At 72.8% G+C, this 20,915-nt stretch carries 17 protein-coding genes; 10 read left to right on the forward strand and 7 right to left on the reverse strand.

The window, feature by feature from the left end; translation table 11 throughout:
- Positions 1–96: 96 nt before the first annotated feature.
- Genes WBN91_RS00060 through WBN91_RS00085 form a run of 6 tightly spaced genes read left to right on the forward strand, consistent with a single transcriptional unit; the run spans position 97 to position 10,388 of the window.
- Complete coding sequence (locus WBN91_RS00060) at positions 97–654, forward strand: YbaB/EbfC family nucleoid-associated protein (protein WP_337721772.1); 558 nt, start codon at positions 97–99, stop codon at positions 652–654.
- On the forward strand, positions 654–965 hold the full coding sequence (locus WBN91_RS00065; RefSeq protein ID WP_337721773.1) for a WXG100 family type VII secretion target: 312 nt from the start codon (positions 654–656) through the stop codon (positions 963–965). The genes WBN91_RS00060 and WBN91_RS00065 overlap by 1 nt, the downstream gene beginning before the upstream one ends.
- Before the next feature lie 41 nt (positions 966–1,006).
- The gene (locus tag WBN91_RS00070; protein ID WP_337721774.1) at positions 1,007–6,505 is read left to right on the forward strand and encodes a WXG100-like domain-containing protein; all 5,499 of its coding nucleotides are present in this window, start codon (positions 1,007–1,009) and stop codon (positions 6,503–6,505) included.
- Positions 6,502–6,939: a hypothetical protein gene (locus WBN91_RS00075; RefSeq protein WP_337721775.1), complete on the forward strand. Its 438-nt coding sequence runs from the start codon at positions 6,502–6,504 to the stop codon at positions 6,937–6,939. Before WBN91_RS00070 ends, WBN91_RS00075 begins: the two co-directional genes overlap by 4 nt.
- Before the next feature lie 7 nt (positions 6,940–6,946).
- The gene (locus tag WBN91_RS00080; RefSeq protein WP_337721776.1) at positions 6,947–9,070 is read left to right on the forward strand and encodes an ADP-ribosylglycohydrolase family protein; all 2,124 of its coding nucleotides are present in this window, start codon (positions 6,947–6,949) and stop codon (positions 9,068–9,070) included.
- A 1-nt stretch (position 9,071) separates the two neighbouring features.
- The gene (locus WBN91_RS00085; RefSeq protein WP_337721777.1) at positions 9,072–10,388 is read left to right on the forward strand and encodes an ADP-ribosylglycohydrolase family protein; all 1,317 of its coding nucleotides are present in this window, start codon (positions 9,072–9,074) and stop codon (positions 10,386–10,388) included.
- Between the two features lie 4 nt (positions 10,389–10,392).
- Here WBN91_RS00085 and WBN91_RS00090 read toward each other — a convergent pair whose 3' ends face one another.
- On the reverse strand, positions 10,393–13,692 hold the full coding sequence (locus WBN91_RS00090) for a protein kinase domain-containing protein (RefSeq protein WP_337721778.1): 3,300 nt from the start codon (positions 13,690–13,692) through the stop codon (positions 10,393–10,395).
- A 150-nt stretch (positions 13,693–13,842) separates the two neighbouring features.
- On the opposite strand from WBN91_RS00090, the gene WBN91_RS00095 reads away from it, so the two are divergent.
- Both WBN91_RS00095 and WBN91_RS00100 read left to right on the forward strand, forming a co-directional pair.
- The gene (locus tag WBN91_RS00095; RefSeq protein ID WP_337721779.1) at positions 13,843–13,995 is read left to right on the forward strand and encodes a DUF6307 family protein; all 153 of its coding nucleotides are present in this window, start codon (positions 13,843–13,845) and stop codon (positions 13,993–13,995) included.
- Complete coding sequence (locus tag WBN91_RS00100; RefSeq protein WP_337721780.1) at positions 13,992–14,147, forward strand: hypothetical protein; 156 nt, start codon at positions 13,992–13,994, stop codon at positions 14,145–14,147. Before WBN91_RS00095 ends, WBN91_RS00100 begins: the two co-directional genes overlap by 4 nt.
- On the opposite strand, the gene WBN91_RS00105 is transcribed toward WBN91_RS00100, so the two are convergent.
- The 3 genes from WBN91_RS00105 to WBN91_RS00115 all read right to left on the reverse strand — a co-directional run bounded on the left by WBN91_RS00105 (position 14,144) and on the right by WBN91_RS00115 (position 16,297).
- Positions 14,144–14,695 (reverse strand): GNAT family N-acetyltransferase, encoded by a 552-nt coding sequence (locus WBN91_RS00105; RefSeq protein ID WP_337721781.1) that lies wholly within the window; start codon positions 14,693–14,695, stop codon positions 14,144–14,146. The genes WBN91_RS00100 and WBN91_RS00105 overlap by 4 nt on opposite strands.
- Positions 14,692–15,624: an acyl-CoA desaturase gene (locus WBN91_RS00110; protein ID WP_337721782.1), complete on the reverse strand. Its 933-nt coding sequence runs from the start codon at positions 15,622–15,624 to the stop codon at positions 14,692–14,694. The genes WBN91_RS00105 and WBN91_RS00110 overlap by 4 nt, the downstream gene beginning before the upstream one ends.
- Before the next feature lie 148 nt (positions 15,625–15,772).
- Complete coding sequence (locus tag WBN91_RS00115; RefSeq protein ID WP_337721783.1) at positions 15,773–16,297, reverse strand: DUF5994 family protein; 525 nt, start codon at positions 16,295–16,297, stop codon at positions 15,773–15,775.
- Positions 16,298–17,068: 771 nt separating this feature from the next.
- Here WBN91_RS00115 and WBN91_RS00120 point away from each other — a divergent pair.
- On the forward strand, positions 17,069–17,593 hold the full coding sequence (locus WBN91_RS00120; RefSeq protein ID WP_337721784.1) for a DUF5994 family protein: 525 nt from the start codon (positions 17,069–17,071) through the stop codon (positions 17,591–17,593).
- 56 nt (positions 17,594–17,649) lie between these two features.
- Here the strand turns inward: WBN91_RS00120 and WBN91_RS00125 are convergent, their stop codons facing one another.
- Genes WBN91_RS00125 through WBN91_RS00135 form a run of 3 tightly spaced genes read right to left on the reverse strand, consistent with a single transcriptional unit; the run spans position 17,650 to position 19,459 of the window.
- Positions 17,650–18,060, reverse strand: coding sequence for an arsenate-mycothiol transferase ArsC (locus tag WBN91_RS00125; RefSeq protein ID WP_337721785.1), 411 nt, complete (start codon positions 18,058–18,060; stop codon positions 17,650–17,652).
- On the reverse strand, positions 18,057–18,767 hold the full coding sequence (locus tag WBN91_RS00130; protein ID WP_337721786.1) for an MIP/aquaporin family protein: 711 nt from the start codon (positions 18,765–18,767) through the stop codon (positions 18,057–18,059). The genes WBN91_RS00125 and WBN91_RS00130 overlap by 4 nt, the downstream gene beginning before the upstream one ends.
- The gene (locus tag WBN91_RS00135) at positions 18,767–19,459 is read right to left on the reverse strand and encodes an arsenate reductase/protein-tyrosine-phosphatase family protein (RefSeq protein ID WP_337721787.1); all 693 of its coding nucleotides are present in this window, start codon (positions 19,457–19,459) and stop codon (positions 18,767–18,769) included. Before WBN91_RS00135 ends, WBN91_RS00130 begins: the two co-directional genes overlap by 1 nt.
- A gap of 210 nt (positions 19,460–19,669) precedes the next feature.
- On the opposite strand from WBN91_RS00135, the gene WBN91_RS00140 reads away from it, so the two are divergent.
- Entirely contained in the window at positions 19,670–20,899 is a 1,230-nt protein-coding gene (locus WBN91_RS00140; RefSeq protein ID WP_337721788.1) for a serine hydrolase domain-containing protein, read from the forward strand.
- Positions 20,900–20,915: the final 16 nt, after the last annotated feature.

Genomic DNA, 20,915 nt, shown 5'->3' on the forward strand with positions numbered 1-20,915 from the left:
CCACGACTGTGGCGGGAAGTTGGGGGAACCGTGAGCGCGCGGGGCGGTGCGCCTATAAGGTCTGTGCCCACACCGACGAAACCAGGGGGGCTGGCCATGTCGGGCGACGAACGAGCGCGTCTTGAGGCGCGCAACGCCGCCATGAAGGAGCAGGTGCACAGCCTGCTCGACACGTTCCACCGGCAGACCGAGATGCTGCGTGAGGCGCAAAGTGCCGCCACGCAGACCACGGCGACGCTGACCTCACGTGACGGGCTCGTGCGGGCCACTGTGGACTCCTCCGGTGTGCTCTCCGCCCTGGAGATCACGCCGTCCGCGTTCGAGCGGTCCACTCCGGAAGCCTTGGCGCGGTCGGTCGTGCAGCTGGCGCGGGAAGGTGCGGCGCAGGTCAAGCAGCAGGTCGCGGAGTTGATGTCGCCGCTGACCGCCGACCTCCCGGACCTGGCCGACCTGGTGGACGGCGCGCCCTCGCTGTCCGCCCTGCTGCCCCGCTTCGAGCAGCCCGAACCGCCGGTCGAGGCCGACGAGGGGTCCTTCGAGGACCGCAGCGCCCTCGCCGAGCGGCCCCCGGCACCGCAGCCGCCGCCGCGTCCCGCGCGACCGGCGACCGAGGACGAGGACCCGCCGGCCTCGTGGTTGCGAGGTGGGTACTGATGGCCGGCTTCAGCATCGAACCGGACGTCGCCAAGCAGTCCGCGACGACCCTCGCCGACGCCGCCGACCAGTTGGAGGCCGCGGGCACCGCCCTGTCCCAGGCGCTCGCGGCGGCCGGGGCGTGTTGGGGCGCGGACGAGTCCGGGCAGGAGTTCGCCAAGGACTACGTGCCCGGTTCCGAGGGCGCGGTGAAGGCGTTCGCCTCGTTGACCGAGGGGTTGCGCGCGATGCGCGGCAGCGTCGTGGACGCCATGACCGCCTACGAGACGGTCGAGGACGGCAGTGCGCGGACCTTCTCCCGTGGTGTGTGAGCGCGTGACGGTCGTGCGGCGGGGGCGGTAGCGCCGTGGGCATGGAGATCCCCGACGAGGTCAAGTGGCTGCTGCCCATCGTGGTGGGCGAGAGCTGGCCCGAGGGCGACGAGGACCTGTTGCGCGACCTGCGCGACGCGTGGCACCAGGCCGCCGCGGCTGTCCCGGACGTCGGTTCGGCCGCCGACCGGGGCGCCGCCGCTGTGATCGACGTGTGGACCGGCGAGAGCGCCGAGGCGTTCGAGCGGGCGTGGCAGAAGTTCGTGGAGGGCGACGAGGCCTACTTCACGTCCTTGGCGGAGGCGTGCCAGGCCTTGGGCGACGCGTGCGACGCCACCGCGCTGGACGTCGAGTACACCAAGTACCTGATCATCGCCTCGCTGATCATGCTGGCGATCTCCATCGCGGCCATGATCGCGTCCGCGGTGGTGACCTTCGGCGCGTCGACGGCGGGCATCGTGCCCGCGCAGATCGCGACCCGGGTCGCCGTGCAGATGATCTTCCGGCAGCTGTTGCAGAAGCTGGCGCAGCAGGGGTTCAAGAAGGTCGCCCAGCAGGTGCTCAAGCGGGTGCTGCGCGAGGTCGCGGTGAACGTGGCCGGCGGGGTCGCGCTGGACGTCGCCATCCAGGGCGTGCAGATCGCCTCCGGCGACCGCAAGTCGTGGGACTGGAGCAAGACCGGCGACGCCGCCGTGGGCGGTGCGGTCGAGGGCGTGGTCGGCGCGGCGTCGGGCGCGGTGCCCACGGGCGCGACCCGCGGGTTGTCCGACAGCGTCGGCGGGCAGATCGCGGACAGCGCGGTACGAGCCGCCACACGCGGCGCCGTGGAGGGCGTCGCCACCACCGTCGGCGAGGCCGCCGTCACGGGCGACTTGGACAAGCTGACCGCCAAGGACGTGCTGATGGGCGCGTCCGGCGGGGCAGTCGACCGGGGCGTGGGCGGCGCGACCGACAGCATCCGCTCGCTGGGCGACATCGACGTCCCCACCACCACCCCCGCAACCGGCACCACACCCCCGGAAACCCGCTCCCCCTCTTCCTCCTCTTCCTCGACACCCGGATCGCCTGTCGACCCCGACACACGCCCGGACTCGACACCAAGCCCACAACCCCGCGGCACGACCACCCAATCCGCCGCCACCACACTCGACCCTCCCGCACCCTCCACTTCGGGCACTGCTCCGGCTACTGCTCCGGGCGGCACTTCGGGCGGCACTTCGGGTGGCACTTCGGGTGGCGCTGAGCAGACGTCGTCCCAGCGGTCGACCGGCGGGTACGGCATGGCACCGCCACCTGCCGGGTTCGGCCCGCAGCCCGGCGGAGGCGGGGCCGCGGCACGCCCTGACACGCCGGGGCCGTCCACCAGCGGTCAGGGAGGGGCCGGGCCGCGCCCGGGAGGCATGCAGCCGTCGTTCCAAGGCGCATCCGGTCCCGCCACACCCGCCCACCAGTCGGGCGGACACCAGCCATCCGCTCACCAGGCATCTGCGCACCAACAACCCGGCCACCAGGCGCCTGGGCACCAGCAGCCCGGCGGCCAACAGCCTGGTCACCAACAGCCTGGTCACCAGCAGCCGTCTCCGCAGTCCTCCTCGGCGGGCGCGCCACGGCCGTCGTTCGGCCCGGGTGGATCGCCGGCGTGGGCGGGTCCCCAGCAGTGGCAGCCACCGCTCGGCGGATCGCCTCAGCCCGGTCCCACGGCTCCGCAGGCACCCGGCCCGCACCACGGACCTCCTCCCGGCGGCCCGGCCATGCCGCCTCACGCCCCACACCCCGGCGGCCCCGCCACACCACCCGGCACCGCCTCACCCGCGAGTTACACGACACCCGCGGGTCACACGACCCCTCCGGGCCACACCACGCCCCAGTCGACCGGCACCGCACACCACGCGCCGATGTCCGGCCCGCAGCACATGCCGATGTCCGGTCCACAGCACCCGACGTCAGGCCCCGGTGTGCCGCCCCCACCTCCCGGACAGCGCCCAGGACGCGGCCTGCCCCCGCTCGGCGGGATGCCCAACCCTCAGCGAGCCACTCCCGGCAACGGCCCGCACGGCTCGGCCACGCCACCTCGCCCCCTGCCACCGCGACACAGCGGCCCACCACGCGGACAAGCAGGAGCTGTACCCCCACACGCCCCGGCACGCCCAGCAGGCCCACCGACAAACCGCCCACGCCCAGACCTGCCACCACCACCGGCCACCCGCCCACGCCCAGACCTACCGCCACCTCCGGCCACCCGCCCACACCCACACCTGCCACCACCCACCAACCAGCCACGCCCGGACCTGTCGCGCCCCGCCAACCGGCCAGGCCCCGACCAGCCGCGAACCACCGACCGGCCAGGCCCGGACCAGCCGCGATCCGCCGACCAGCTCCGCCCGGACCTGCGGCCACCCGCCGACCAGTCACGCCCGGTGCGGCCCAGCACCACCCCACCCCCTGCCGGCCGCCCGTTGCCCGAGCGCACCCCGCCGCCGAACCAACCCACCGACACCCGCCGCGACACCTCGTCCCAGCCCGAGCCCGCCAGCCCATCGGAGCCCACCAGCCCGCCAGCGACGCGCCCGGTCCCGGACGCCGCCGACCACCACCAGCCGGCACACCCAGCCACGTCGAGCCCGCAGCTCGACACCACCCCCAAGCAACCGGAGACCCACACCGCCCCAGCCGAACCGCAGCCCGACACCACCCCCGCCGATCCCCAGGCCGACACCACGCCCGTCGACCCGCAGGCCGACACCGCGCCGGCCGCGCCGGAGGTCGATCACACTCCGGACCACGGTGCGCCCGAGAACGGCTCGCGGTCTGGCGAGGACTACCTGTTCGACCCCGACTTCCGGGCCACTGACACCGACCACTCCGCCCTCACCGACGCGATCTCCACCGACGACCGCCGCCAGGAGATCCATCAAGCGGCCGTGGCCAAGAGGGATGCCGCTCCGGCGCTCGCCGGGCTGTCGGACCGGGGTGCGTTTGCGCTCTACGCCTACACCGGGCACGACGTGTTCGACACGGCCAACACCGCGCACCGGCTCGGCGCGGACTCGTTCGGGCGGCTCGACGAAGCCGGTGCACGGCGGCAGGCCGAAGCGTTCGAGCGGGCGCAGGGGCAGGTTCGGGCGATTGTGTCGGCCATCAACGAGTTGCCGCCGTTCCGGGGTCAACTGGTTCGCGGCATCGACGTCGGGGGGAGGCCCGAGCTCGCACGCCTGATCGCCGCCCAGTACCAAGTGGGCCGTACGACGGTCGAGCCCACGATCGTCAGTGCCTCGATCAAGGAGACGCCCGACTTCACCTCGAAGTTCGGTGAGGACGTCGAGATCCACATCCTCTCCAAGACCGCCCGCGACATCCATGCGCTGTCGCAGAACACCGACGAGAAGGAAGCGGTCAGCAAGCCCGGCACGCAGTGGTTCACCCACGAGAACAAAACCGTGGTGGTCGAGCGGGACGGGGTGCGGCGGGAGAAGACGATCATCGTCGTCGAGGAAGTTCTGCCTGGCGACCCTCGCTACCTCGACCAGGCCGACGCCGAGCGGGAGATCGCCGCTCGTCGGGAGGCCAACAACGCCAACGTCGCCGCGTTCGACCGTGCCACGGCTGGGGACATCGGCAGCCGCCTTGGTGGAGGCGGTGGGATCGAAGAACCGCGAAGCGGCACCGAAGAAGCGCTAAGCAGCGCCGAAGAGCCGCTGAGCAGCAACGAAAAAGAGCCGGAGCGCAGCACGATCACGGATCGGCTGGGCGGTTACGCGGGTACCGATCACGCGCTCGACCACACGGCACCCGCGGGCGACATCGGCGGGCACGACTGGTCGCCGTTGGCGCGGGCGACGAACCCGCCGGCCGAGGCCGCGATCCACGCCGGTACGGCCACCCCCAACCAGTCCGCCAAGTACCTGGCCGAAGAGCACCCGCACCTGGCGGGCGTGAACCCCCGCTACCACGACCCCAACGGCTTCGAAGCGGGCTACCGCACCAACTGCACCCGCGGCGTGGTGGCCGCGGCGCTGCGGCACGCGGGAATCGACGTGGAGGCCGGGCCGGTGCGGCCCGAGGACATGGAGTCGTTGGGCACGCTCGACCACGTGCGGGACCGGTTGGGTGGCGAGTGGCAGTCGCACGACGGGTACGACGACGTGATCCGCTCGATGCGGGACGAGCCGCCGGGCACGCGCGCGGTCGTCGCGGTCAAGTACGTCGGTCCTGACGGGGTCGAGTACGGGCACGTCGCCGAGGTCGTCAACACCAGGCACGGTGTCGCGTTCGTCGACCCGCAGACCAACTCGCTGATGTCCCTCCCCCACCCGCCGACCAAGGTGGACCTGCTCCGCTACGACCCGGCGGAAGCCGTCGCCCGACACGACCAGTCCACATCGGACGGTTCAACGTCCACATCGGACACATCGGAGACCACAGACGCTTACAGGGCCGCAGCACAAAACCGCCCGACGCCGGAGGACATCGGCCGCTTCCTCGCCGAACCGAAGGTCCAGGACGCTCTCCGGGTCGCCGACGCGATCAGCCACCGCGACCCCGATGCCCGCATCACCGTGGACGGCGTCAAGCTGCACATCGGCGAGGCCATCGCCGCGCTGCTCCCCCGGCACCCGGAGCTGGCGGGGATGCTGCGCGACACGCCCCACCTGGAGAACTCCCTCCTGGCCCGCCCGCAAACCCTGGCCAACCTGCTGCGCCACCCCGAGGCCATCGACGTCCTGGCGGACTGCCTCGACCAAGTCCACCAAGCCGAACCAGGCGACCTGGCCGACCGGCTCGAAGCCGAGCCCGACCCGGAGGACGCACTGCTCACCGAAGAGCAGACCGCGCTCTCCGCCGAGGCCCGCGACGCGGTGGACAGCGCGTCCGCCCAGGACCGCCGCCAACCAAACTTCGACCGCTCCAGGGTCGACGACGCCGACTACCGCGCCCGCTACCTCGACGAGCTGTACCGGGACTGGCCGGGCAAACAGGCTCGCCTGCACGCCCTGGCCGAAGAAGTCGCACAGCAATCCGGCGGCGAAGCGTTCTCCCGTCAGACGGAGAAGAGCCGGGTGCGCGCCCTGGACAAGGTCACCGGCTACCGCGGCGAGGCGGACCGGCTCACCGACCTGGTCGGCTCCAAGATCCAGTACCGGACCGTGGCCGACGCCTACCGCGGCCTGGAGGTGCTGCTCGCCCGACTCGACGACGACGGTGTGAAGGCCGAACTGGTCGACTTCGACGACCGCATCGCCCACCCGGAGAAGAGCGGCTACCGCGACCTCCAGTGCAAGGTCCGCCTGGAACTCGACGACGGCACCTTCCACGTCGCCGAACTGCGGCTGCACCTGAAACCGATGGACGACGTGGCCGACTTCGAGCACGCCCTGTTCGAGGTCCGCCGCGACTTCAAGGCGTTGGCCAAGGAGGATGGTCGTGCGATGACCGCCGAGGAGCGCGCGTTGGCGAACTCGATCCTGGCCCGCGAGCGGGAGCTGTTCGCGGAGGCGTTCCGGCGCAGCGGGGGTCTCACGCGGGAAGGTGATCAGCGGTGAGCGAGTCCTACTTCCTGTACCACACGTGGCCGTTCAAGATCGAGGACGACGCCGACGGCAACCCGGCCGGCTACCTGCTCGACGTGCGCACCGGCTGGTTCGACCGGGACGACCGGCCGATCCCGGAGGTGCTGTCGGCGTCCCCGACCGGCGACCACACGTCGGTGGACCGGGAGCGGTTCGTCTGGCGGACCGAGGAGGAGCGAGCGCTGCACCTCACCGGTGACGGCCCGGTGTTCGCGCTGTACGAGACGATCGACGCCATCTACGAGCAGAAGGCGCGCGAGGGCCGGAAGCGGTTGACCGCAGAGGAACTGGCGCTGGTCCGCTCGCTCCGCCGGCGCACGTTCGGCATGTGGGAAGAGGAAGCCGCGCGCCGGGCGGCCGGGCAGCCGCCGACGTTCACCGTGCGGGTCAAGACCGGGAAGGACTGAGCGAGAAGTGGATGCCGCGCGGGCGGTGGCGAAGGTCGAGGAGTGGGTGCGCGCCGTCCACTCCTCCGGCGGGATGCGGGTGGACCCGGACGGGGTCCGGCGGGTGCCCGAGGGCTGGTCGGTGCCCTACAACACGGTGGCCTACCTGGACGGCGGCGACGCCGGCAAGCAGGTCTACCCGCCGCCGCGCCTGGTCGTGCGCGAACCGGACGGGCAGCTGCGGGTCCCCGCGCCCCGACCGGACGGCGTCAGCGTGCCCGCGCGCCTGCCCGGCGAGGGCCACTGGGCCGAGATCGTCGATCCCGAGTTCACCGCGTCCGGCCTGGGCTACCTCGGCGTGCCGGACATGGCCGTGGCCGGCTGGCAGTGGGTCGAGGCGGACGGCACCCGCACCGCGCGTGACCGGGTCAACCCCGGTTACCGCACCGGCCCGGTCCGCATGGGGCACCCCCGGCCGGTCAACGCGCTGGAGTGGATGCTGGTGTTCGCCGCCGTCGCCTGGTTCGACGACCGGCGGCTGGTCACCGGGCTCACCCAGACCGAGGTGCTGGTGCCGCTCGACGGCGGCGGCCGGGGTCCCGCCCTGGACCGCTACCCCGTGTACTCCTCCCCCCGCTACCTGCCCCCGGACACCACCCGGTGGCGTCGGGTCGACCTGGCCACCCTCGTCGGCGGGTTCGCCGAGCAGCCGGTGCTGTCGATCTTCGGTCCCGGCACCCTGCGGCGCGTGCCCGCGGCGGACGTGGCTGCGGCTCTCCAGGAGTTCCCCCGCGTCGCGCCGCCGGTGGACGTGACCGAGACCCGCTTCGAGGTCGGCCCCGAACTCGCGGACTTCGCCCGGGACACCGCGGCCCGCGTCGGGCTCGCCGAACCCGTGCCCGCACCGGTCCACGAGGCCCGCTACGCCCGCCTGAACGGCTTCGAGCTCACCGACGACGAGGTGCGGCGCACTGTCGTCGGCCGCACCTGGACCCGACTGGTCCGCGACACCGGCGACGCGTCCCGCCTGCCCGGCGACTGGGCGGCTCACGGCCTCCAGCCGGCGTACGCCGACGACGGCACGCCCGTCCCGGTGGTCGACGTGCACGGCAAGTACTGCCCGGACGCGCCCAAGGGCTTCCGCTACGGCTACCGCCAGGTCACCGGGGCCTTCCTCGGGTTCGCCCTCGGCGAGGCGCTGGGCGCGGCGGTCGACGACGCCGGGCTCGACGAGATCCGCGCGCGGTACGGCCCGGACGGCGTCCAGGACCTCGTCGCCGCCTACGACGCCCCCGGGCGCATCGGACCGCTGACCCAGCGGCTGCTGTTCCTGACCGAAGGCGTCATCCGCGCGCACCGGGCGGAGTCGTTCGCCGACATCGCCGCCGGTGGCCTGGTGCGCTGGCTGCACACGCAGGGCGACACCGTCGACCGCCCAGTGGACGGCTGGCTGGTGCACGTGCCCGGCCTGTACGCCGACCGGTTCCCCGACCCCGACGACCTGGAGGCCGTCCGCGCGCTGGCCGAGGGCCGGCCCGGTTCGGGCGTGGGCGCGTCCGCGCTGCTCGCCGCGCTGCCGGCGGCGCTCACCGAAGGCGGACCCGGGACGGGACTGCCCGGCGGCGCGGCGGAGGCCGCCCGGCTCCTCGCCGGCCTCACCCACGGCTCCGACCCGGCGGCCACCGTCTACCTCACGCACCTCTTCCAGCAGGTGCTCCGGGCCGACGAACCCCTGCCGCTGTGGATCGCGGGCCGTGACGTGCGGGTGGGGGGCGTGGACGTCGCCGACGCCCTGCCCGATTACGCCAAGTTCGGGCTCCTCGACGCGCCAAGGCCCGCCGACATGGGCGCGGGGCGCGACGCCGGCACGGTCCTGCGGCAGGCCCTGTCCGCCGTCGCGGGCCACGAGCACCACCCCGAGGCGGCGCTACTGCGCGCCGTCAACCACTCCGGCCGCAGCGCTTTGACCGGTGCGATCGCGGGCGCGCTGCTCGGTGCGCGGGTCGGTGTCCCCGGGCTGCCCGCGCGCTGGCTGGAGCAGCTGGACCTGCGGTACGTGGTGGAGAACCTGGCCACCGACGCCTACCGCCACTTCAACCGCTCGTCACCCCTCGGGCTGGGCCGGTGGGACACCCGCTACCCGAGGACGTGACGTGTTCCTGAGCGAGTCCGACCTCGAAGTCCTCGCCCGCCTGGCGCAGGCGCAGGCCGACGCCCCGCCCGCCGGCGGTGTCGACGTGCACCGGTTGGAGCTGCACATCGCAGTCGGCGCAGACGGCCGCAGGTACCTGGTGCGCGGCCCCCAGCCGGCGCATGCCGTCCTGCACCCCGCGAACCACAGCGCCCAGGTCGCCCCCGCGAACCTCAGCGCCCAAGTCGCCAACCGCGGTGCCCGGGTCGATCCCGCGCGCTGGCGCGGCAGCCTGCTGGGCGGAGCGATCGGCGACGCCCTCGGCGCGCCCGTCGAGAACAAGCCGATGGACCAGGTCCGCGCGCTGGCCGGGCCGCACGGCGTCACCGACCTGATCACCTCGGCGGACGGGCTGGGGCGCATCACCGACGACACCCAGATGACCCTGTTCACCGCCGAAGGCCTCATCCGCGCCCACGCCCAGCACCGCCGCCGGGGCCACGCCGACGTCACGCACTCGCTGCAAATGGCCTACCAGCGCTGGCTGCACACGCAGGGCACCCCGTGGGCACGCGCACGCGGCCCCCACAACACCCGGGACAGCCCGGACGGCCGGCTGATCGGCGTCCGCGGCCTGTTCAAGCGCCGCGCCCCCGGCGCCACCTGCTTCCTCACCCTCCAGCACTACGGCGTCACCGGCCGGGGCGGCAGCACCTCCCAGCCGCCCAACGACTCCAAGGGCTGCGGCGGAGTCATGCGCGCCGCTCCCGCCGCCCTCTGGTCCGACGACCCGGAGACCGTGTTCGACGTGGCCGTCACCGCCGCCGCCATCACCCACGGCCACCCCTCCGGTCACCTCCCCGCCGGCGTCCTGGCCGTGCTCGTCCACGGCCTGATCCGCGGTCACGACCTCCCCACAGCCCTGGCGACCGCCCGAGCCCACCTGTCCCGCCGCGCAGGCCACGAGGAGACCACCGCCGCCCTGGACGCCGCCCAGGCGTTGACCGGCCCTCCCACCCCGGAGCGGACCGCCACCCTGGGCACCGGCGCGGTGGGCGAATCCGCGCTGGCCATCGCCTTGTACGCCACCCTGACCACGGACAGCCCCGACGCCGCGCTCCTGGCGTCGGTCAACCACGACGGCGACAGCGACTCGACCGGCGCGGTGTGCGGCAACATCGTCGGCGCCCTCTACGGAGAAACCGCCCTCAACCCCACGTGGCTCGACCGCCTGGAACTCCGCGACGTGGTCACCGAGACAGCCGACGACATGCTCGCCGAGTTCGGCCCCACACCGCCCACCACCCCCGACTGGACCACCCGCTACCCGGACGAGTGACCGGTCAGCCGACGGCTTCGGCCGCGGTGAACCACGTCGTCGGGTCGGTGATGTCCCGGATCTCCAACGACCGGGCCATCTGTTCGACCTCGGCCTGCGCGTAACGGGATCGGTGGGTCGATCGGACGACGATCGCCACCCCGAACGAGCCGCAGTCGACGACGAGGCCGCCGTCCAGGGGTGTGGTGTGGCCGGTGGTGTCGGTGTCCCACCCGGGCCGGGCGGGGGTGAGGTTGGTCGAGGACAGGTCCACCAGCACGGCCTCGCCGTGACCGGTGGTGGACTCGCTCGCCTTGTCGTCGCACAGGTGCAGGTAGGCGTGCCAACCCTCGTTCGCGCCGCGCCACGGGTCGGTGAGCCCGTCGTAGGCGCCGCAGACGGCGAGGTTGCCGGGGACGTGCCCGAACCGGACGGGGAACCGGAGCTGTCGTCGAGCCCCGACCTCGACCCGGCCCGCCAGGTCCACCAGCGCGTCGCGCTCGGACCACTCGTACCCCCGCACGACGAGCCACGTGTCGGCGCCGTACTCCACGACGACCGCCGGTGTCGTGTAGGTCCACCCCGAGCGCGGGCGCGGGTCGGGGAAGTCGTCCAGGTGGAACGCGGTGCGCGGCCCCACGGTGAACGTCCGCCGGCCCAGGATCGCGGTGCGGTCGAACGTGCCGGGCGGGTAGAACTTCACGTTCGCGGCGTGGTGTCGCCCACGGTCGTCGTCGTAGTACACCGATTCCGACTGCACACCACCGAAAATGCCGGTGTCGGCGGCGAACGCACCGTTGGGCAGGCCGGTGATCGTGAAGGTCATCTGGGGGTCTTCGACGGACACCGGACGCGGCGGGCGTTGCGGCGGAACTTTGGACACGCTCGGGGTCACCACGGTCAAGATCATCTGCTGGGGCGGCTGCACCACGGCGATCGTGTACACCCCCAACAGAGCGGCCACCACCACGGCGACGAACCCGACCAGCGGACGGCCCCACGCCGGAGCGCGTAATCGCCCGAACGACCGGCGCCGGGTCGCGAACACCTCGCGCCACGCCGCCTCCATCGACGGCAGGTCCGGGTGGCGGCGCTCGGCGTCGCGGTGCAGCGCCCGCTGGAAGAACCGGGTCAGACCGGCCCTCAGGTCCGGGTCGAAGCGGTCGGCGGCCAGTTCCGGCCAGTCGGCGGGCACCGCGCCGGGGTGCGTGCTGCCGTCTCCCCACACCGGCAGGACCCCGGACGCCATCTCGTGCAGGCTGACCGCGGCGGCGTACCGCTCGGCGTGGCCGTCGTACAGGGGACGGCGGGCGGTGCCCAGGAAGGGGTCGAGGTAGCCGCCAGTGCCGACGGTGACCTCCGTGAGCAGGGCGCCGCTCAGGGAGAAGTCGTACAGGACCAGCCCCACACCGGCGCCCGGCCGTTCGCACAGACCGAAGTTGTCCGGCTTGAGGTCGCGGTGGAACACGCCTTCGGCGGCGAGCTGGGCGAGCCCGCGCAGCACGTCGAGACCGAAGCGCTCCAGTTCCGGGCGTTCCAGCCGCCCTTCGGCCCGCAGCCGTGCCCCGACCGACCGGTTCCCGGCGTACTCCAGTTCGAGCACCGTGCGACCGTGCACCTCGCGCGGACCGGCCAACAGCCGCACGACACCGGAGCCGCCGACGTGCCGCAGGACCTCGGCCTCGGCCCGCAACCGGGCGGCCCGTGCCTCGTCCAGCGCGACCTTGAAGACCCGCCGGTCCACGCCGCCGTCGTCGGTGGTGCGGGCCACCTGGAGGGCGCGGGCGGTCGAGCCGGTGCCCAGCACGCGCTCGACCAGCCACCGCTGCTCCAGGTACTGGCCGGGTTTGGCGACCAGCGGGTCGACGACGGGCAGGTGGTCGGTGGCGAGGTGCTCGCGTTCGAGGGCGTCGAGGCGCTGGAGGACGCCGTCGACCGACAGCCGCAGGCGCGGGTCGGTCCGCGTGGCGTCGAACACCAGGTCGGACAAACCTTGGGCCACCCCGCGGTGCGGGCGCAGCCCGTCCTCCACCGCGAGCCGGTCCCGCAGCTCCCCGCGCCGCCGCGCGGGTTCCTCGTCGGACAGCACCAGGTAGGCGATGGCGCCCAGACCGAACACGTCGAGCGCGACCGGGTTCGCGCCCGGGATCTCCGACTCCGGCGCCAGGTAGGGGTCGTCCGGGTCGGAGAAGGACACCGCGACGGTGTGCCCGACCGACGCGGCCGGCTCCTCCAGGCGGAACGCGGACCGCCAGTCCGCGATGCGCAGCACCGGCCGCTCGTCCGCGCTGACCCAGACCGATCGCGCCGACAACGCGCGGTGGCACAACGCGTGCCCGTGCGCGTAGTGGACGGCCTCGGCCAGCTGGCGCAGCAGGTCCAACCTCACCGCCAACGACGGTTCCCGCAGTTCGAGGTAGTCGTCGAGCCGCAGGTCGGAGGCGCTGTGCCGGAACAGGATCGCCCAACCGCCGGGGTGCGGGCCGAAGCGGACGGGCTGCACGACACCGCGGTGCACGATCCGCTGGAGCAGCCGGTACTCGCGTTCGGCGGCCCGTTCGACCGCGCGCCGGGCCGCGGGCGTGGCCTGCTCCGCCGACAGGTAGACGCGCAGCCTGCCCTCCTCGACGATGTCGCCGTCGCGGCGGGCGAGCCGGTCCTCCCAGTCGGCGCCCGCGTTGAGCGGCCTGCGGTCGAGCTCCCACTCCCCGCCGAAGCGCAGGTGCGCGGTGGCGGCGTCGATACCGGCCGCCGCCAGGAGCTTCGGCAGCACGTCACGGGCGAACTCGGGCGACACCTCGGTCCCGTCGACGCCGAGCAGGTCCCGCCACAGCCACGGCAACCCCGTGCTCTCCCGGTCGCGGGCGTAGACGCGGTGGCGCTGCACCTCATCCATGTCCGCGACGAGCCCGGGAGCGGACAGGAACACCACCGGCTCCACCCGCGGCACCCGCTCGGCCACGCCCAGCCGCCCGGCGGCGCGGTCCAGCACGGCCCTGAGTTCCTTGGCCTTGCGGTCCAGCAGGTGGAGTGGGTTGCGCAGGGTCCGCCGGGTGCCGCCGTCGTTGAACCGCCAGTTGCCGGTGTGCGCGCGCAGGGCGCCGGGGTGCGACTTGATCTCCACGAGGAACAGCCCGCCGGGTGCGGCGACGAGCAGGTCGCACTCGTTGACCCGCCCGGTGATGGCGGTGAACGTGAAAGTCGCCCAAGCGCGGTACGGCCATTCGCCGCGCACCGATCGCTTGACGTGCTCCAGGGCGTCCTGCTCCCACCGGAAGGGCGACACCTCTTCCTGGAACCACCACGAGTCGTCCCGTCGCACCACACCGACTCCCCTCGGTTGCTACCGGGTGACGATAAGGGGTGTAGCGTCGTCCTCATCGGGTCGGCTCGTTCGCCCCGAACACCGCGCGCCGTGAGACGGCTCCGACATCGTTCGTGATGAGCCGCGAGGGCGCGCAGAAGGACGGAAACCATGTCAGCGCAGTACGTTTCACGTTATGACGCGCGGGTCGAACTCGTGCGCAAGACGCTCCAGGAACTGTCCGAACTGGACGGCAAGACGGCGCAGCAGGTGGCAGTGCGCGTCGTGCACGAGCTGGACCACCTGCCGGAAACCATCCGGTGACGCCGCGTCCCGCGGGCGACCTGTTCAGCCACCCCGACGTCCACCGGCCGGCGCGTCCCGTCCCGCCGCAGGGCGATGACGGGCCGCTGTTCCAGGAGCCGCTCCCGACGCCCTCGGACCGGCCCGAGGGCGGGCGGGACGACGAGGTCTAGAGCGGCGGTCGGTGTCCTTCGGGTGCGGCGCGGTCCAGGTCGGCCGCCCGCAGCCGGAACACCTGGAGGTCCAGGTCGAAGTACTTGCGGGTCTCGCCGACCCAGTGCATCCCGTTGCGGCGCACCGCGGCGGCCGTGCCGGTGTTGTCGGGCCGCACGACGGTGAACACCTCGTCCAGGCCGTGCGCGAAGGCCCGTGAGGCGAGCGCGAAGGTGCACTCCCGGGCGTAGTGGTGACCCCAGAAGTCGGGGTGCAACTGCCAGCCCATCTCCCAGTCCTCGTTGCCGGGAGGCAGGGGCAGGAGCACGGCGCCGCCGATCACCCGGTGGTCGTCGGTGCTCTCCACGGCCCACCGACCGCCCGGTTCGGCCATGCGGGCGTCCTCGGCGATCCACTGCTGGAGCAGCAGGCGCATGGCGGGGAGGTCCGGGACGCGGTCCATGTCCGGACTCAGCCAGCGAGCGACGTCGGCATGGCCGTAGACGTCCAGCGCCGCCGGGGCGTCCTCGGTGCGCCAACCGCGCAGCACCAGCCGGTCGGTCCTCATCGGGCGTCGACGCGCAACGCGGCCAGCCGCTGCGGACGCGGCCACCGCACCTGCCAGGCCCAGCCGAGCTTCTCGAACACCCGGATGACCCGCGCGGACACGTCCAGCTGACCGCGGTCGACGCCGTGCCGGGCGCAGGTCGGGTCGGCGTGGTGGGAGTTGTGCCAGGACTCGCCCATCGACAGGATCGCCAGCGGCCAGAAGTTGGCCGAGCGGTCGCGGGCGGCGAACGGGCGGTCGCCGATCATGTGGCAGATCGAGTTCACCGACCAGGTGACGTGGTGCTGGAACGAGATCCGGGCCAGCCCGGCCCACAGGAACGCCGTCAGCGCGCCCCACCACGACAGCGTGATGACACCGCCCAGCACGGTCGGCAGGGCCACGCTCAGCAGCACCCACAACGGGAACAGCCGGTCGACCAACCGGATGTCCTTGTCCGCCGACAGGTCCGGCGCGAACCGGTCGACGTTCGTGGTGTCACGGCCGAACAACCAGCCCATGTGCGCGTGCCAGAACCCTCGCGCCAACGCCACCGGCGACGTGCCGAACAGCCACGGCGAGTGCGGGTCGCCCTCGCGGTCGGAGAAGGCGTGGTGCCTGCGGTGGTCGGCCACCCACCCGATCACCGGCCCCTGCGCCGCCAGTCCGCCCGCGACGGCCAACGCCACCCGCAGCCCGCGCTTGGCCTTGAACGCGCCGTGCGTGAAGTACCGGTGGTAGCCGATGGTGACGCCCAGGGTGGACACGGTGTAGAACACGGCCGCGAGCGCCAGGTCCACCCAGCTCAGCCCCCACCCCCAGGTCAGCGGCACGGCCGCGACCAGCGCCGCGAACGGGATCACCAGGAAGGCCCGGATGACGAGCATCTCGGTGCGGGTTCGGGGTTCGGCCAACAGCGGTTTCGGTGCGGTGAGTGTTGCTTGGGTCATCTGGGCACTACCTGACTCGAGAGCGATACGGCGACCGAAGCGTTCGGTCGTCCGAGATCGGGGCGAGGCACGGCCCGACCACAACGGGTCGGCCGGCCGGAAGCGGCGTGCGCGTCGTTCCGGCGACGGCTTCCGCGAATACCCAACGCTACACCGCCCGCCGTCCCACCACCGGTTGCTGCCCGCCGTCGCCCTCCCACCGGTCCTCTTCGACGGTCTCCCGTGCCGTGCCCGGCGTGGCGCCGTTCGCGGACAGGATGTCCGCCACGGTCGCGGTGGCGCTCGCGGTCGTCACGGACCGCAGCACCGCCCGCGCGACACCGCCGGGGGTGCCCGGTGGCACCACGAGCAGCCGGATGCGGGTGTAGTCGGAGTTCACCAGGGTGACGGTGTCGGGCTGGATGGTGTGGAACCCCTCCATCCGCACGACGACCTCCCCGGCGGCGAGCTTGCGGTCGGCCCGGTCCCAGGAGTCCAGGTGGTAGGAGACGCGGCGGACCCGGCCGTCGGCGTCGAGCACCGCGAGCAGCGGCGGGAACTCGGTCATGGGGTCGGCCGAGTGGGGCCACCAAGCGCCGTCGACCGCGCCGGCGGAGGCGCCGCGGGGTTTCATCGACAGCCGCAGCGCGGGCCGCTCGGTCTCGGCGGGTGGGGTGTTCAGGTCGAGGGTCATGGTTTCCCTGTCTCCGACGACGCGGAAGAGCCCGCCGGATGTCGTCGTACGCCCAAAGCGGAGCCGGCTCGACGGGAACGTGGTGCAAACCCGGGGACGCTCACGACCAGCCGAACCGCCCGCACGCCAGGGGCGCGGGGCAGTTCGGTGGACAGGTCCTCCGGCCGAGCTCGTCCCGCTTCGCCGACATGCCCCCTGGGTGAGCGCTTCGTCCGACTTCGGTCGAGGCTGCTCGGCGGCCATCGTGGGCCGGTGGGGTGGCGACGGGCGGTCCCGGTCTCACACGGGGTGTGCCGTCCCCGGTCGGGTGAACCGACCGGTCTGGCTCCTTGTCGAGCACGACGCACGGACTGCCCGACCAGGCTCACACTACCCCGTTGTGGTGGAATTCCCGCTGAAATTCTGCTGAGAACAACAAAAATCGTCCGGGATGCCGGAAAAAATCAAAAAAGGTGTAGCCTGGGAGGTACTCGACCACGGTGGAATTCAAGCTTCGCCGGTCACCGCCCGGACGATCAGACAAGCAGGTGCGCCGATGGCGACCAGCAGCAAGTACGTCTCCCCGTACGGCCTCACACCGGGCTCCGTGCCCCACGTCCTGCGGGAACCCCCGACCCTCGCCCACGACCTCGCCCGGTCCCACGGCGGCGGCACGGGCTACAGCCGAGTCCGGCCACCCCTCGGATCCCGGTCCAGGACCGACCTCGACGACGTGCTCGAGTTCCCATTCCGAAAAACTCGACCGGCGCCGTCGCGCGGTCCACTCGAAAAGTGACCGCGAACCAGTCCGACCCGACCGCGGGCCACGAGTGCCGGTGGGCGATGAAACCGCACACCGGTGCGGAGCGTTTCCTCGACGGCGGTTGGTGGCCGCGGTCCGCGGACCCGGCGGCCGAGTTCCCGCCGCTGATCACCGCCATGAGCGCGCTGGGCATGTCGGTGCTGGGGGTGTCGTTCCACCTCGGCACGTGGGGTCCCGGCGGGCGCCGGCTCACCCTGCACGACACGGTGGTGCAGCTGGAGGGTTTCCGCAGCGCGGAGCCCCACACGGTCACCGTGATCGGCCCGCACCGCCGCAGGACCCGCCTGCTCGTGATCCCGCCGGCCACCCCGGCCGGCGCCGCCCGAGCCGCGCTGCGCGCCGCCGCCGAAGCCGACACGGACGCGACCGCCGAGGACATCCTGCGGTGGAACAACATCCCCATCCCCGGCAAGCGGGCCGACAAGACCACGCTCGACTCGCGGGCGAAGCCGCGCCGGGAAGCGCGCCCCGCCGAAGACCGCAGCACGTCGTAACGACCCCACCGCGCCTCCCGCCCCCAAGGCGGGGGGCGCGCTGCCGTGGCGGCTGGTCAGGCCTTGTCGTCGAGGAGTTCGGAGAGCAGCGTGCGGACGCGGCGGTCGATGTCGTCGCGGATCGGGCGCACGGCGTCGACGCCCTGGCCCGCGGGGTCTTCCAGTTCCCAGTCGAGGTAGCGCTTGCCGGGGAAGACGGGGCAGGTGTCGCCGCAGCCCATCGTGATGACGACGTCGGAGGCCTCGACGTCCTCGGTGGTGAGCTTGGAGGGCACCTCGGCGGTGATGTCCAGGCCCAGTTCGGCCAGGGCCTGCGCGGCGGCGGGGTTGACGTGCTCGGCGGGGGCGGAGCCGGCGGAGCGGACGTTCACGCGGCCCATCGCGTAGTGCTGGAGGAGGGCGGCGGCCATCTGGGAGCGGCCGGCGTTGTGGACGCAGACGAAGAGGACTTCGGGCTTGGTGCTCAACGGGGTTGTCCTTCGGTGTCGAGTGCGTCGGTGACGGTCGCACTGGTCGCGGTCGGGTGCAGGACTCGCACCAGCGCGATCGCCAGGGGGACGGCGACGAGCTGGGCGACGACGTAGGCCGGCACGGAGGCCGGGGCGATGCCGGCGAAGGTGTCGCTGAACACCCGGCCGACGGTGATGGCGGGGTTGGCGAAGCTGGTGGAGCTGGTGAAGAAGTACGCCGCGCCGATGTAGGCGCCCACGGCCGCCGGGGCGAGGGCGGCGCGGCCGGTGCGGACCAGGGAGAAGATCACCAGCAGCAGGCCGACCGTGGCCACGACCTCGGACAGGCCGTGGGCGAGGGTCGCGCGGTCGGTGGTGCTGATGCTGACCGGCGCGAGGTCGAACATGGCGTTGGCCACGACCGCGCCGCTGACGCAGCCGGTGATCTGGGCGGCGGCGTAGGCGGGGACGTCACGCCACGGCAGGTTGCCGAAGGCGGCGTCGGCGAGCGAGACGGCGGGGTTGAAGTGGCCGCCGCTGACCGGGCCGAAGACCAGGATGATCGCGAAGAGGCCGACCGCGGTGGCGGCGGCGTTCTCCAGCAGCTGGAGGCCGACGTCGTTCGGCGACAGGGTCTGCGCGGCGATGCCGGAGCCGATGACCAGCGCGGCGAGCAGCAGGCTGCCGAGGTACTCGGCGACCAGGCGGTGGGACAGCGGGCGCATCAGGGCTCCTCGGACTGGCGCATGGCGGGGACCAGGCGGTCGACGCGGTCGGCCAGGTCCAGGTAGGCGGCGTCGAACGCCTCGCGGGTGTCGACCGCGGCGGGGTCGGCGACCGACCAGTGCAGGCGCCGCTCGGGGTCGCCGCCCAGCTCCTCGTGGGCGTTGTCGCACACCGCCACCACGAGGTCGTCGGGGCTCAGCGCCAGGTCGTCGAGGTGGTGGGTGCGCGCTCGGGCGAGGGAGAGGCCGTGGGCCTTCGCCGTCTCGACCGCCAGCGGGTGGACCCGCTCGGCGGGACGGGTGCCGGCGCTGGCGACGGGGATGCGGCTGCGGCGCTTCCACAGCGCGGCGGCCAACTGCGAGCGCGCGGAGTTGCGGCTGCACACGAACACCACCCGTGCCGCCTCCCGGGTGCCCGCGGGGGTCAGCCCGGACAGGACGTGGGGCCTCAGCCGGAGGTAGGTGCGGCGGTGGTCGCCCTCGGACCGGAACTTCTCCACCACCTCGGCCTGTTCCAGCAGCTTGACGTGGTGGGCGAGCAGGTTGCTGGGCAGGCCGAGGGCGCGACCCAGTTCGCCGGGCGAGGCGTCGCCGAGCAGGAGCCGGTCGACCACGGCCAGCCGCGCGGGCTCGCCGAGCGCCGCGTGCACCCGCGCACGGGCGACCAGGTCGGGGTGCCAGTCAGTAGTCATTGACTCAATGATGCTTGAGCGGTGTTGCACCAGTCAAGGCGGACCGCGCCGACGGCAAGCCCACGGCGCTGTTCCTGTGCGTCCACCTGAGCCTGCTCGACGAACTCGGCGTGCCGGCCGCCTGAGCCGCGACCCCGCGTGCAGATACGTGGTCCGACCCCCAAATTCACCCCCAAGTTTCCGCGCCCGGCCTTTGAGGGTTCCTCCCTCATGCCTCGGGGGTGGCGCAGCCGCGAGAGTTGCCCCATCGCCGCCGGAGGGGCCGGGGGCGCGACAAGGGGAGTCAGTGATGATGGTCAAGAGGGGAAGCTGGATCGCGGGGGCGGTCGCCGCGTTCCTGATCGCGGGGGCGGGATCGGCGCAGGCCGACCTGGGAGCGCCGCTGCCGGTCGACGTGGACACCGCGAAGGCCGCGCAGTTCCTGCACACGTCGCTGAACGGGAAGGCAGTGGCTACGCGTTCGCGATCGCCGAGAACGGCCTGCTGTCGCAGGCGGGGGCGAGCGGCAAGGCGCGGGTGGACAAGGGCACGGCGTTCACCCCGCACACCCGCATCGAGATCGCCAGCGCCACCAAGAACGTCGTGGCCGCCGCGCTGCTCAAGCTCACCGAGGCGGCCGGGCTCACGCCGGAAACGCCGATCTGGCCGTACCTGCCGCCGGACATGCGCTCGACCGCGCTCGACTCGTGGCAGCAGGTGCGGATCAGGGACATCCTCGCCCACACCTCGGGCCTCGGCCAGTACATCGCGAGCCAGCCCAAGACCGAGCAGGACAAGATGAACGCCCTCTACGGCGGCATCAAGTACGCGATGTCCAAGGCCCCCGTGGGCGCCGGCCTGGCGCCCGACTACGAGAACTTGAACTACGCCGTCGCCCGGGTCGTCATCTCCCGCCTGTGGCGCCTGACCGAGCCGGGTCTCAACCTGCCCGACTGGATCCAGCCCGGCAGCCAACCGCTGTCGCTCGCCTACATCAACAGCCACCTGTTCGCCCCGGCGGGCATCGCCCCGGTCGACTGCGTGGCGGCCAACCCGGACACCGACGCCCACGGCTACCTGACCAGCACCTCGAAGGTCGGGTCCCTCCTGGAGATGTCCGGCGCCTCCTACGAGGCCTGCGCGAGCTACCGCGGCCTGCGCATGTCGGCGATGGACATGGTCCGCTGGCAGGCACACCTGCGGCACGGCACCGTCGTCTCGGCCAACGTGCGCCTCCAGATGGACACGATCGTGGACGGCACCCCCGGCATGGGCTGGAGCTTCATGCAATCCGGCACCCGCGCCCACGGCGGCGACTACAACAACGGCTCCGGCCGCGTGGTGACGTGCCACGGCAAGTTCCCCAACAACGTCGAGGCCTCGGTGGTGGTCAACAGCGGCATCGACGGCGAGCCGCACCTGTGCACCCTCCTGGCCAACGCGATCAAGTCCGGGAGCTGACTCCCACCTCGACGGC

The sequence above is a fragment of the Saccharothrix sp. CCNWYY140 genome, from assembly GCF_037401995.1.
Lineage (GTDB): Bacteria > Actinomycetota > Actinomycetes > Mycobacteriales > Pseudonocardiaceae > Actinosynnema.